A 12,822-nucleotide genomic window follows, 5' to 3' on the forward strand; every position below is an offset into this window, starting at 1 on the left:
GACGCATCGGTTGAATGGCGCGGGGATTGCCGTCAGCGGTACACGCACATTTCAGGATCCAGAGCATTCGACTCAGGACCGAAAAATTAGAAACGAGAGGAGCGAAACAATGAACAAGTCCACCTTGGCCCTGGCTGTGGCCGTAGGGGTTTTGGCGCAGCAGGCAGGCGCCGCCGGTTTCATCGAAGACAGCAAGGCTACTTTGGGGCTGCGTAACTTCTACATCAACACGGATAACCGTGACGGCACTGCCAGCCCAAGTAAAAACGAAGAGTGGGGCCAAGGCTTCGATCTGCGCTTCACTTCCGGTTATACCCAAGGCACTGTCGGCTTCGGTATCGACGCCATCGGCCTGCTGGGTGTACGTCTGGATTCGGGCGGCGGCACTAACGGCAACGTTAACGCCAATGGCACCCCAGGTAACGCTTATGGCGGCACCGTGTTCCCGAGCAAGTCCAACGGCGAAGCGGTTGATAACTTCTCCAGCCTGGGTCTGACTGCCAAAGCCTAGATCTCCCAGACTGAACTGAAGCTGGGTACCTTGCAGCCAAAACTGCCGGTCATCGTGACCAACGACGGTCGTCTGCTGCCACAAACCTTCCAGGGGGGCCAGATCACTTCGGGCGAGATCAAGGACCTGACACTGGTCGGTGGTCAGATCGAGCACGCCAAGGGTCGTAACTCCAGCAACAACGAAGAGTTGTCGATCGCTGGTGCCAACGGTCGCACTGCGGCTGGTCGCGACAGCAACAAATTCTATTACGGTGGCGGTGACTACAAAATCACCAAAGACCTGACTGCCCAGTACTACTACGGTAACCTGGAAGACTTCTACAAGCAGCACTTCCTGGGTCTGGTTCACAACTGGGCAATCGGCCCGGGCGTACTGAAATCCGACCTGCGCTACTTCAACAGCCGGGATGACGGTGCCAACGGTCACGACGCCAACTACTTCACGTCTGGCAACTACAATGCGCCAAACGGTAAAGGCAAGGTCGACAATAACCTGTACAGCGGCCTGTTCCTTTACACCGTCGCCGGTCACACCTTCGGTGGTGGTTATCAGGTAAGCAACGGTAGCAGTGACTTCCCGTGGATTAACCAGGGCGACGGCTCCTCGGCTTACATCATCACTGACATGCAAATCCAGAAGTTCGCCCGTGCCGGCGAGCGCACTTGGCAAGGACGCTACTCGTATGACTTTGCCAAAGTCGGTGTACCAGGTCTGACGGCCGGTGTTGTCTACCTGAAAGGCGATGACATTGATACCTCCAACGCTCGCGGTGGGCAATTGGCTAACGGTGCTTCCGAGTGGGAACGCGACCTTACTCTGGCTTACGTAATACCAGAAGGCCCGCTGAAAAACCTTGGCTTCATGTGGAAAAACGCTATGTGGCGTACCGACCTGCCGAGCACTCGTTCGCAGGACGAAAACCGCCTGATCGTCAGCTACTCGATCCCGCTGTTGTAATAGCGCTCGCGTAACCGCTGAAAAAAAGCCCCGCCCGGCATCACGCCGGGCGGGGCTTTTGCGTTTTCGAGGTGAGGTCACCCCCGTAATCCCACCCTGAAATTTCGCTCTTTTGCAGCAACTCAAGGCCTTCTCGAACCTTGGAAGCGATAGTCGTCGCGATGCCTTTGAAGGTCCAGTGAACAGATTTTTAATATTCATTTGTGATCTAAGAGGATCGATATTTATTCTTTTTAATAAATCCAAAACACAAGCTACAGTTGAGTTCTACACCCACTCATCAGGAGCCCACCATGAGCATTAGACTCGGCGACATCGCACCCGACTTCGAACAGGATTCCAGCGCCGGCACCATCCGTTTCCATGAGTGGCTGGGCGATAGCTGGGGCGTGCTGTTTTCCCACCCGGCGGACTTCACCCCGGTGTGCACCACCGAACTCGGCTTCACCGCCAAGCTCAAGGATGAATTCGCCCAGCGCGGGGTCAAGGCCATCGCGCTGTCCGTGGACCCGGTGGACTCGCACCACAAGTGGATCGAGGACATCAACGAAACCCAGAACACGACCGTCAACTTCCCGATCCTGGCCGATGCTGATCGCAAGGTCTCGGACCTGTACGACCTGATCCACCCCAACGCCAACGACACCCTGACCGTGCGTTCGCTGTTCGTGATCGATCCGAACAAAAAGGTTCGGCTGACCATCACCTATCCGGCAAGCACCGGCCGCAACTTCCATGAAATCCTGCGGGTAATCGACTCGCTGCAACTCACCGACAACTACAAGGTGGCCACCCCGGCCAACTGGCAGGACGGTGAAGAAGTGGTGATCGTGCCGTCGCTTCAGGATCCGGAGGAAATCAAGAAACGCTTTCCCAAAGGCTATCGGGCGGTGAAACCGTATCTGCGCCTGACGCCACAACCGAACAAGTAAGCCCTCAGCGAATGCGCTGCGGCTGATGCCGCCATCGCGGGCAAGCCCGCTCCCACGGTGGATCAAGGAGGACCGAAGATTTATGGCAAGCCCCACACCCTGTGGGAGCGGGCTTGCCCGCGATAGCGGCCTATCAGGCAACCCAATATTCAGATTCAGCAGCATCCACAAAGCAGGGGCATTTCAGGCCGTTTTCACGGCCTGTTTTTTTGCCCGGAAGAACGGTTTTTGTATATCTCTTAAACGCATAACCAAATGAATAAATATGATTTATGGATATATAAATCACCTGTTAAGGTCACTTCCATTGAAGCGAGATCGCGCACTGCGAATCGCCCACACCGTTCAAGGAATCATCTGAATGCTGGTCGTCTCACTCGGTGGCAGTCCAAGCCAACGCTCCCGTTCCGGGGTGCTGCTGGAGCGCTCCCAACGCTGGTTGCAAGCGCAAGGGGTGGAAGTGGTGAGTTACCAGGTACGGGACTTCCCGGCCGAAGACTTGCTGCACGCCCGGTTCGACAGCCCCAAGGTGATCGACCTGCTGCAACAGATTGAAAACGCCGATGGCCTGCTGATCGCTACCCCGGTTTACAAAGCGTCGTTCTCCGGCGCTCTGAAAACCGTGCTGGACTTGCTGCCCGAACGCGCCCTGGCCCACAAAGTGGTGTTGCCGATGGCGACCGGTGGCAGCATCGCTCACATGCTGGCGGTGGATTACGCACTCAAGCCAGTGCTGTCGGCATTGAAAGCCCAGGAAATGCTCCACGGGATTTTCGCCGTCGACAGCCAGATCGCTTACGGCGAAGGCAGCGCCCAGGCGCAATTGGCGCCGGAGCTGGAACAAAGACTGAATGAGTCGCTGGAGCTGTTCTTCAGCGCCATGGCCCGACGGCCGAAGCCGATTGATCCGAACCTGCTGAATGATCGTTTGTTGAGTGCTCGCTGGAGCATTTAAGCCTGCACTCAAGCCACACCCCAACTTGATGTACTCACCTTACTCAGCCGCCAACGGCCAAGCAGGTGCAGCCAAAACCCAACTGCAAAAAGGAGAGCGCTATGCGCACTGTCATTTTGCGTCGTGGTCTGGTCGCTCTGTTTGCTGCGGCTGTGTCCTTCGGCGCCATTACTCAAGCACACGCCGAGACGCTTCGGATCGGTTATCAAAAGTACGGCACGCTGGTGCTGCTCAAAGCCAAAGGCACCCTGGAAAAACGCCTCGCCGCCCAAGGCGTGGACGTGCAATGGACCGAATTCCCTGGCGGCCCACAGCTGCTTGAAGGCCTGAACGTCGGCTCCATCGACTTTGGTGTCACCGGCGAAACCCCACCGGTATTCGCCCAGGCGGCCGGTGCCGACCTGCTCTACGTCGCCTACGAACCGCCGGCGCCGCACAGCGAAGCGATCCTGGTGCCGAAGGACTCGCCGATCAAATCGGTGAAGGACCTCAAGGGCAAGAAAGTCGTGCTCAACAAAGGCTCCAACGTTCACTACCTGCTGGTCCGCGCGCTTGAAGACGCCGGCCTCAAATACACCGACATCCAGACCGTGTTCCTGCCGCCGGCCGATGCCCGCGCCGCGTTCGAGCGTGGCAGTGTCGATGCCTGGGTCATCTGGGACCCGTACCAGGCCGCCGCCGAGAAGCAGCTGCAAGCGCACACCCTGCGCGACGGTCAGGGCATCGTCGACAACCATCAGTTCTACCTGGCGACCAAACCCTACGCACAGAAAAATCCCGAGGTGATCAAGACCCTCGTGGAAGAAGTGCGCGCCGTTGGCGAATGGTCCAAGGCCAATCCTGAAGACGTGACCAAACAGGTCTCGCCACTGCTCGGCTTGCCGGAAGACATCACCCTGACCTCGGTGAAACGCCAGGGCTACGGCGCGTTGTTCCTGACCCCGGAAGTGGTCGCCGCACAACAGAAAATCGCCGACAGCTTCTACCAGCTCAAGCTGATTCCGAAGCCGCTGAGCATCAAAGACGTGATCTGGACGCCGCCGGCAGCCGTTGCCAAAGCGCAGTAATTCGATTCCCCAAGGAGACCACTCCATGAGCCTCAATATTTTCTGGTTCCTGCCTACCCACGGCGACGGCCATTACCTTGGCACCGCCGAAGGCGCTCGCGCCGTTGACCACGGTTACCTGCAACAAGTCGCGCAAGCGGCGGATCGTTTGGGCTTCGGCGGCGTGCTGATTCCCACTGGCCGCTCGTGCGAAGACTCGTGGCTGGTGGCGGCGTCGCTGATCCCGGTGACCCAGCGTTTGAAATTCCTTGTCGCCCTGCGCCCCGGGATCATTTCCCCGACGGTGGCCGCGCGTCAGGCTGCCACACTGGATCGTCTGTCTGGTGGGCGTGCGTTGTTCAACCTGGTGACTGGCGGTGATCCGGAAGAATTGGCCGGCGATGGTTTGTTCCTGACTCACGAAGAACGCTATCAAGCTTCGGTGGAGTTCACCCGGATCTGGCGCCGCGTGCTGGAAGGCGAAACCGTCGATTACGACGGTCAGCACATCAGCGTGAAGGGCGCCAAGTTGCTCTATCCGCCGATCCAGCAACCGCGTCCGCCGCTGTACTTCGGCGGCTCTTCGGAAGCCGCGCAAGACTTGGCCGCCGAGCAAGTGGAAATGGTCCTGACCTGGGGCGAACCGCCGGCCGCCGTGGCCGAGAAGATCGAACAGGTTCGCGCCAAAGCCGCGAAGCTCGGGCGCACGGTGCGCTTCGGTATTCGTTTGCACGTGATCGTCCGCGAAACCAACGCAGAAGCCTGGCAAGCGGCGGATCGACTGATCTCGCACCTGGACGACGACACCATCGCCCGTGCCCAGGCTTCCCTGGCGCGCTTCGATTCTGTCGGTCAACAACGTATGGCCGCGCTGCATGGCGGTAGCCGCGACAATCTGGAGGTCAGCCCTAACCTGTGGGCCGGCGTCGGCCTGGTGCGTGGCGGTGCCGGTACCGCATTGGTCGGCGACGGTCCGACCGTGGCGGCTCGCGTCAAGGAATACGCGGACCTGGGCATCGACACCTTCATCTTCTCCGGTTACCCACACTTGGAAGAGTCGTACCGCGTCGCCGAGCTGCTGTTCCCGCACCTGGACATCGAGCGTCCGGAGCTGCCGAAGAGCGCCGGTTACGTCAGCCCGTTCGGCGAGATGGTCGCCAACGACATTCTTCCCAAAGCTGCGTCCCAGAGCTGAGGCGCGCCATGAACAGAATCATCCACAACTTTGCGCCTTGGGCGCTGCCGATTTTGCTGTTGGCGGTGTGGCAGTTGTCGGTGTCGGCAGGCTGGTTGTCGACACGGATTCTGCCGGCGCCGATTGCCGTGATCGAAGCCGGCGTGAGCTTGGTGCGCAGCGGTGAAATCTGGACGCACCTGGCAATCAGCGGCTGGCGTGCGGCATTGGGTTTCACCATCGGTGGCGGCATCGGTCTGGCGCTGGGCTTCATCACGGGCCTGTCGAAATGGGGCGAACGCCTGCTCGACAGTTCGGTGCAGATGATCCGCAACGTGCCGCACCTGGCGCTGATTCCACTGGTGATCCTGTGGTTCGGCATCGATGAGTCGGCGAAAATTTTCCTGGTGGCGTTGGGCACCTTGTTCCCGATCTACCTCAACACTTATCACGGCATCCGCAACGTCGATCCGGCGCTGGTGGAGATGGCGCGCAGCTACGGCTTGTCCGGTTTCAGCCTGTTCCGTCAGGTGATCTTGCCGGGTGCATTGCCTTCGATTCTGGTCGGCGTGCGTTTTGCGCTGGGCTTCATGTGGCTGACCTTGATCGTCGCCGAAACCATTTCCGCGAGTGCGGGCATCGGTTACCTGGCAATGAATGCGCGGGAGTTTTTGCAGACCGATGTGGTGGTGCTGGCGATCCTGATGTACGCGGTGCTCGGCAAACTGGCCGACCTCGCGGCCCGTGGACTTGAACGTGTGTGGCTGCGCTGGCATCCGGCGTATCAGGTCGTCAAAGGAGGTGCCGTATGACGGCTCAACAACCTCCACGCCTGCTGCGCGGCATTCCGCTGGTGGTGCGCAAGCTGCAAAAAACCTTCGGTTCGCGGCAGGTGCTGCGCGAGATTGATCTGCACATCCCGGCCGGCCAGTTCGTCGCCGTGGTGGGGCGCAGTGGTTGCGGCAAAAGCACCTTGCTGCGCTTGCTCGCCGGTCTCGATAAACCGACTGGCGGTGAGTTGCTGGCCGGGTCCGCGCCGCTGAGCGATGCACGGGAAGACACCCGGCTGATGTTCCAGGAAGCGCGTCTGCTGCCGTGGAAAAAAGTCATCGACAACGTCGGCCTCGGGCTCTCAGGCAACTGGCGGCCACACGCGCTGGAAGCGTTGGAGTCGGTTGGCCTGGCGGATCGCGCCAATGAATGGCCGGCGGCGCTGTCCGGTGGGCAGAAGCAACGTGTGGCCCTGGCCCGCGCGCTGATCCACCAACCGCGCTTGCTGCTGCTGGACGAACCGCTGGGCGCGCTGGATGCCCTGACCCGCATCGAAATGCAGCAACTGATCGAACGGCTCTGGCAACAGCACGGTTTCACCGTGTTGCTGGTGACTCACGACGTCAGTGAAGCGGTGGCGATTGCCGATCGGGTGATCCTGATCGAAGAGGGCGAAGTCGGCCTCGACCTGCACGTGGAACTGCCGCGCCCTCGGGTTCGGGGTTCGCATCGGCTGGCGGCGCTGGAAACCGAAGTCCTCAATCGCGTCCTCGCGCTGCCCGGCCAGCCGCCGGAACCGGAACCTGTTTCACCCTTGCCTACGCAATTGCGCTGGGCTCAATAACTCAAGCCTCATCCAACGACAGGAATCAACATCATGACTATCAAGGCCATCAACGTTCGTAACCAGTTCAAAGGCTCGATCAAGGAAATCGTCCTGGGTGACGTGCTGTCGGAAATCGACGTGCAGACCGCTTCCGGCATTGTCACTTCAGTAATCACGACTCGCTCGGTGAAAGAGCTGGAACTGGTGGTCGGCAGCGAAGTGATCGCGTTTGTGAAATCCACCGAGGTGTCGATCGCCAAGTTGTGATCGCGTGCAGTGCACACAACCCCGGAGGGTTTTAGCCCTTCGGGGTTTTTTATGCATGTGATTCAGTGGAGTTCGGCGGTGCGGCCATCGCGAGCAAGCCCGCTCCCACAGGATTTCGGGTATGCGCGCTATTTGTCACACGCTGGAGATCACTGTGGGAGCGGGCTTGCCCGCGATGGGCCGGTGCAGCCCGCGAAAAATTCAGGTCGTGATTAATCTACTCGGCAGGTACGGCGGCAAATACAACCCCAGATAAGCGTCGAATACCCGCATCCCTTCCTCGGCCATGCGCGGCGTGATCTGCCCATGCTGTTGCACCGAACGCGCGTACACCCGATCCCCCAGCTCCATCGCCAGGGCAAACACATCAACATCACCCGGAAGCTTCGGCAGCTCGAAGTGATGATCGAACAGTTTGTGCATGAGGTCGCCGAGTTCAATGTCGTGCTGACGGTCGGCCTGAGTGACTTCGGTCAACCCGTGCTGCGCGAGGATCAACTGGCGGGCGGCCGCGTCTTCGTCGTAGATGTCGAGCATGCGTTGTTCCACCAGCCGCGACAGGTCGCGCCAGCCGTTGAGTGCGGCGTGGTCGATGGGCGCCTGCAGGCAGGCGCGGAAAGCAGCGTGCACATCGGCGGTCAGCGCTTCGAGCAGGGCCGGGACACTGGCAAAAAAATGGTAGACCGAGGAGGGTGGGATTTCCGCACGTTCGGCAACGCTGTAGATCGACAGACTGGCCACGCCCTCGGCGGCCAGCAGCGTGCGGGCGGCATCGAGTATCGAATCGATCCGCGCCTGGCTGCGGGCGCGGGGTTTGCGAATGGTGGCGGGGCGCGTCATTGGAGTCTCCGGCAAAGGCAGCGGGCATTGTACGAGGCGCATTGCACCTTGTCTGTACGCTGCCTGATGCCCGTGTTTCCTGTCGGAGTGGTTTAGCCGCCGAGTTGTACACTACGACCGTTCAAGGGTTGAACCGGGCGTGCGTTCATCGGGTAAAGCGCCTGGAAAGCCTGCAGCTGTGCTGTGGAGAGCTGCATCACTGTGGAAAACACATGCCAGCGCACATCTTCAGAACACGGTGGAGTCGTCAGCGATCCCGTGTAGGAATAGTAGTGACGAGTTGTGGGCAAAAGATCGGCAATGTTCAGCGAATCCAGGGTCGCCAAGCCGCCCGCTTGAGTAGGCATGGCTGTCAGGATCGGTTCCAGCGTCGGGTTGTGTGCTCCCTCTTCAAACAGCAATGCAACCACCGCGAGTTCGCCTGCGGTGTTGCGGTGAACCAGGTGCGCGTTTAGCGGGAAGGTGCGCCCCATGATTTTTTCTTCGCTGGGTGAATGGAAGTGCATTTGCACGAACGCGTAGTCGCCAGAGGGTACGGTGATGCTGCCAGCTCCCGATGAGGACACCTGGATGGTATGTCCGTTGTTCAGAACGGTGGCGGTGCCCGGTCGATAGGCGAAGGCCAGGGGGGCAAGTTCAGTCTCGATCGCATCACGAATATCGATAGGCGATTGTGCTTGGCCGGAGGTACAGCGTTTGTATTCGCTGCTCAATTCGCTCCAGTTTTCCGGGCCGGTCGGCGCGGTGTAGCTCCAGTCAGCGGGTTTTCCTGTGCTTGCCCAGGCGCTGCTGCACACGCCGGCGATGATCAGCGTGATCGCTGAACCCAATAGCTGTTTTTTCATGATCGTTTTTCAACACTCTAGAAGGAATACCGGCCAAGTCCCGGCGTTCTTGAGTGTGTGATCGCGCAATGCTCAGCTATGCAGGTTGCGTCCGACGTTTCCGTAGGGGCATTCCTATTTGTTGAGGGGAATGTTCGCAACAAATCTCGAGTACAAAAAAACGCCGCAGGCTTTATCAGCCTGCGGCGTTCTTTTTTACTGCAACCGCTTACACGGTATGCAGATACCAGTTGTACTCGAGGTCGGAGATGGAGTGTTCAAACTCCTCCAGCTCACTTTCCTTACAGGCCACGAAGATATCGATGTATTTCGGATCGATGTACTTGGCCATGACTTCGCTGTCGTCCAGCTCGCGCAAGGCATCGCGCAGGTTGTTCGGCAGGCTTTGCTCGTTCTGCTCGTAGGAGTTGCCTTCCACGGGCGCGCCCGGCTCGATCTTGTTGGTCAGGCCGTGGTGCACGCCTGCCAGCACCGAAGCCATCAGCAGGTACGGGTTGGCGTCGGCGCCGGCCACACGGTGTTCGATGCGCACGGCATCGGAAGCGCCGGTTGGAACGCGGATCGCTACGGTACGGTTGTCCAGGCCCCAGCACGGCGAGTTCGGCACGTAGAACTGTGCGCCGAAACGACGGTAGGAGTTGACGTTCGGGCAGAGGAAAGCCATCTGCGCCGGTAGGGTCTCGAGCACACCGCCGATCGCGTGACGCAGTGCGGCGTTCTGCTCGGGATCCTCGCTGGCAAAAATGTTTTTGCCGTCTTTATCAAGAATCGAAATGTGTACGTGCAGACCGTTGCCCGCCTGGCCCGGGTAAGGCTTGGCCATGAAGGTGGTGTCCATCTCATGGTCGTAGGCGATGTTCTTGATCAGACGCTTGAGCAGGACGGCGTAATCGCAAGCCTTGATCGGGTCGGCCACGTGGTGCAGGTTCACTTCGAACTGCGCCGGAGCACTTTCCTTGACGATGGCGTCGGCCGGGATGCCTTGCTCTTTCGCACCTTCCAGAATGTCCTGGAGGCAGTCGACGTATTCGTCGAGGTCGTCGATCAGGTACACCTGAGTCGAATGCGGGCGTTTGCCAGACACTGGCGAGCGTGGCGGTTGCGGACGACCGTTCACGTTCTCCTGGTCGATCAGGTAGAACTCCAGTTCGAACGCAGCGCAGATGGTCAGGCCCATCTCGTCGAACTTGCGAACCACATTGGCCAGCACTTCTCGCGGGTCGGCAAAGAACGGCTGGCCTTCGAGTTCGTGCATGGTCATCAACAGTTGCGCGGTAGGGCGCTTCTGCCAGGGCTCATTGCATAGGGTGTCAGGGATTGGATAGCAGATTCGGTCAGCATCGCCGATATCCAGGCCCAGGCCGGTGCTTTCCACCGTCGAGCCGTTGATATCCAGAGCAAATAGAGAGGCCGGCAGGTTGATGCCTTTCTCGTAAACCTTGTGGAGACTGGTGCGTTCAATGCGCTTGCCGCGCACCACACCATTCATATCCGCAATCAGAAGGTCAACGTACAGAACCTCAGGATGTTCCTTAAGGAACGCGTTCGCTTCGTTAAGCTGAACGGCACGCGGGGGTACCGACATGATGCAACACCTTTGTTGTTAAAAATATCAATCATTGATCTCTTCGGGTTTCAGTCAACCCGAACGGCATGCCGAAGTCAAGCGAGGCCTTTTTTGCCCTAAAAAAGCGCCCATGAGGCTTTTTTGAGGCACTTTGGGGCGTTTTTATGCCATTGAGCACTTTGCTGACCGCGGGCTTGAGCGGGCCGTGTTGTATTTTTTACGGGGGTGTTGTGTAAAAAAATGAACAAGGCTAAGCTCGAATCAAACCCATAACAGCAATAATACCGGGGTGCTTCATGTCTCGCCTGCCGTTAATCGGCGTCGCCATCTGCTCTAGGCAGATCGGTCTGCATGCTCATCACATCAGTGGCGATCGTCACGTCCACGCCAAGGCCCGTGTTGCCGAAGGCGTGCCGTCGACTCTTCCTTCCCCGGCAGTCTTGCTGGCTCCGTCCGATATTCTGGACGGTCCGTGCGACATTCTCTTTACGGGTTGTCCTTCCAATATAGAACCGTTTTACAGAGCTGGCCCGACGAACGTGTCGGTCGCTGCTCATGATTCTGCACGTCTCGCATTACGCTCGTTCACCCATGCCATCGTCGAGGCAGGTATTTGTGCGCGGTAATTGCAGTGGCAATCTGTACCAAGCGACGCCCATGCGTCAAACAACGCCTGACTTATAAGAGTCAGGAAACTCAGCCTAAGAGGCATTTATGAGTACCAACCTCGACCAGCTCACCGATTGGTTGAAAGACCACAAGATCACAGAAGTCGAATGCATGATCGCCGACTTGACCGGGATCACCCGGGGCAAGATTTCGCCGACCAACAAGTTCATTGCTGAAAAAGGCATGCGCCTGCCCGAGAGCGTTCTGTTGCAGACCGTGACCGGCGACTATGTCGAAGACGACATCTATTACGAACTGCTCGACCCGGCGGACATCGACATGATCTGCCGCCCCGACCAGAACGCGGTTTACCTGGTGCCGTGGTCCATCGAACCGACCGCTCAGGTGATCCACGACACCTACGACAAGCAAGGCAACCCGATCGAACTGTCGCCGCGCAACGTGCTCAAGAAAGTGTTGAAACTCTATGCCGACAAGGGCTGGCAGCCGATCGTGGCGCCGGAAATGGAGTTCTACCTGACCAAGCGCAGCGACGACCCGGACTACCCGTTGCAACCGCCGATTGGCCGTTCCGGTCGCCCGGAAATCGGTCGGCAGTCGTTCTCCATTGAAGCGGCGAACGAATTCGATCCGCTGTTCGAAGACGTCTACGACTGGTGCGAACTGCAGGAGCTGGACCTCGATACGCTGATCCACGAAGACGGCACGGCGCAGATGGAAATCAACTTCCGTCACGGCGATGCCCTGTCTCTGGCTGATCAGATCCTGATTTTCAAGCGCACCATGCGCGAGGCCGCGCTCAAGCATGACGTGGCGGCCACCTTCATGGCCAAGCCCATGACCGGCGAGCCTGGCAGCGCGATGCACTTGCACCAAAGCATCATCGACATCGAGACCGGCAAGAACGTCTTCTCCAATGAAGACGGGACCATGAGCCAGTTGTTCCTGCACCACATCGGTGGCTTGCAGAAACTGATCCCCGAGCTGTTGCCGCTGTTCGCCCCGAACGTCAACTCGTTCCGCCGCTTCCTGCCGGATACGTCGGCGCCGGTGAACGTGGAGTGGGGCGAAGAGAACCGCACCGTGGGCCTGCGGGTTCCGGATGCCGGGCCGCAAAACCGTCGGGTGGAAAACCGCCTGCCGGGGGCCGATGCCAACCCGTACCTGGCGATTGCCGCGAGCCTGCTCTGCGGTTACATCGGCATGGTCGAAGGCCTGAACCCAAGTGCGCCGGTGGTGGGGCGCGGCTATGAACGCCGCAACCTGCGCCTGCCACTGACCATCGAAGACGCGCTGGAACGTATGGAAAACAGCGCGACCGTCGAGAAGTACCTGGGCAAAAAATTCATCACTGGCTACGTCGCGGTCAAGCGGGCCGAGCATGAAAACTTCAAGCGCGTCATTAGCTCCTGGGAGCGGGAATTCCTGCTCTTCGCCGTCTGATGCGCCGGGCGCCGCTGCTTTTGGCGGCGCTCTAACCGATTCCAAGGAGAATTCG

11 protein-coding genes and 2 pseudogenes are annotated in these 12,822 nt (G+C 59.1%); 10 read left to right on the top strand and 3 right to left on the bottom strand.

The features are described 5' to 3' along the window. Window positions 1–109 precede the first annotated feature (109 nt). The 8 genes and pseudogenes from ACI77H_RS01975 to ACI77H_RS02010 all read left to right on the top strand — a co-directional run bounded on the left by ACI77H_RS01975 (window position 110) and on the right by ACI77H_RS02010 (window position 7,442). Window positions 110–1,471 (top strand): annotated as a pseudogene (locus ACI77H_RS01975) (OprD family porin). Between the two features lie 293 nt (window positions 1,472–1,764). Continuing rightward, a complete protein-coding gene (locus ACI77H_RS01980) occupies window positions 1,765–2,403 on the top strand; it encodes a peroxiredoxin (RefSeq protein WP_407010099.1) in 639 nt (212 codons plus the stop codon). Between the two features lie 361 nt (window positions 2,404–2,764). After that, complete coding sequence (gene ssuE, locus ACI77H_RS01985) at window positions 2,765–3,358, top strand: NADPH-dependent FMN reductase (protein ID WP_407010100.1); 594 nt, start codon at window positions 2,765–2,767, stop codon at window positions 3,356–3,358. 101 nt (window positions 3,359–3,459) lie between these two features. Further along, window positions 3,460–4,425 (top strand): sulfonate ABC transporter substrate-binding protein, encoded by a 966-nt coding sequence (locus tag ACI77H_RS01990; RefSeq protein ID WP_407010101.1) that lies wholly within the window; start codon window positions 3,460–3,462, stop codon window positions 4,423–4,425. Between the two features lie 25 nt (window positions 4,426–4,450). Then, complete coding sequence (gene ssuD / locus ACI77H_RS01995) at window positions 4,451–5,599, top strand: FMNH2-dependent alkanesulfonate monooxygenase (RefSeq protein ID WP_008026018.1); 1,149 nt, start codon at window positions 4,451–4,453, stop codon at window positions 5,597–5,599. Between the two features lie 8 nt (window positions 5,600–5,607). Beyond that, window positions 5,608–6,390, top strand: a complete 783-nt coding sequence (ssuC, locus tag ACI77H_RS02000; protein ID WP_407010102.1) for an aliphatic sulfonate ABC transporter permease SsuC — start codon at window positions 5,608–5,610, stop codon at window positions 6,388–6,390. Then, window positions 6,387–7,193: an aliphatic sulfonates ABC transporter ATP-binding protein gene (gene ssuB, locus ACI77H_RS02005; RefSeq protein WP_407010103.1), complete on the top strand. Its 807-nt coding sequence runs from the start codon at window positions 6,387–6,389 to the stop codon at window positions 7,191–7,193. Before ssuC ends, ssuB begins: the two co-directional genes overlap by 4 nt. 33 nt (window positions 7,194–7,226) lie before the next feature. Beyond that, window positions 7,227–7,442 carry a molybdopterin-binding protein gene (locus tag ACI77H_RS02010; protein ID WP_003229256.1) on the top strand — a complete coding sequence of 72 codons (216 nt, stop codon included), beginning with the start codon at window positions 7,227–7,229 and terminating at the stop codon, window positions 7,440–7,442. 201 nt (window positions 7,443–7,643) lie between these two features. Here ACI77H_RS02010 and ACI77H_RS02015 read toward each other — a convergent pair whose 3' ends face one another. The 3 genes from ACI77H_RS02015 to ACI77H_RS02025 form a co-directional block, all read right to left on the bottom strand. Then, entirely contained in the window at window positions 7,644–8,282 is a 639-nt protein-coding gene (locus ACI77H_RS02015; protein WP_407010104.1) for a TetR/AcrR family transcriptional regulator, read from the bottom strand. A 92-nt stretch (window positions 8,283–8,374) separates the two neighbouring features. Next, entirely contained in the window at window positions 8,375–9,127 is a 753-nt protein-coding gene (locus tag ACI77H_RS02020) for a carbonic anhydrase (protein WP_407010105.1), read from the bottom strand. Between the two features lie 208 nt (window positions 9,128–9,335). Beyond that, on the bottom strand, window positions 9,336–10,712 hold the full coding sequence (locus ACI77H_RS02025) for a glutamine synthetase family protein (protein ID WP_259153858.1): 1,377 nt from the start codon (window positions 10,710–10,712) through the stop codon (window positions 9,336–9,338). A 278-nt stretch (window positions 10,713–10,990) separates the two neighbouring features. Here ACI77H_RS02025 and ACI77H_RS02030 point away from each other — a divergent pair. Both ACI77H_RS02030 and ACI77H_RS02035 read left to right on the top strand, forming a co-directional pair. Continuing rightward, window positions 10,991–11,308, top strand: a pseudogene (locus tag ACI77H_RS02030) (glutamine amidotransferase); the annotation flags it as partial. A 100-nt stretch (window positions 11,309–11,408) separates the two neighbouring features. Then, window positions 11,409–12,767: a glutamine synthetase family protein gene (locus ACI77H_RS02035; protein WP_407010106.1), complete on the top strand. Its 1,359-nt coding sequence runs from the start codon at window positions 11,409–11,411 to the stop codon at window positions 12,765–12,767. Window positions 12,768–12,822: the final 55 nt, after the last annotated feature.

It is taken from the genome of Pseudomonas sp. O230, from assembly GCF_045447035.1.
Taxonomy (GTDB): domain Bacteria; phylum Pseudomonadota; class Gammaproteobacteria; order Pseudomonadales; family Pseudomonadaceae; genus Aquipseudomonas.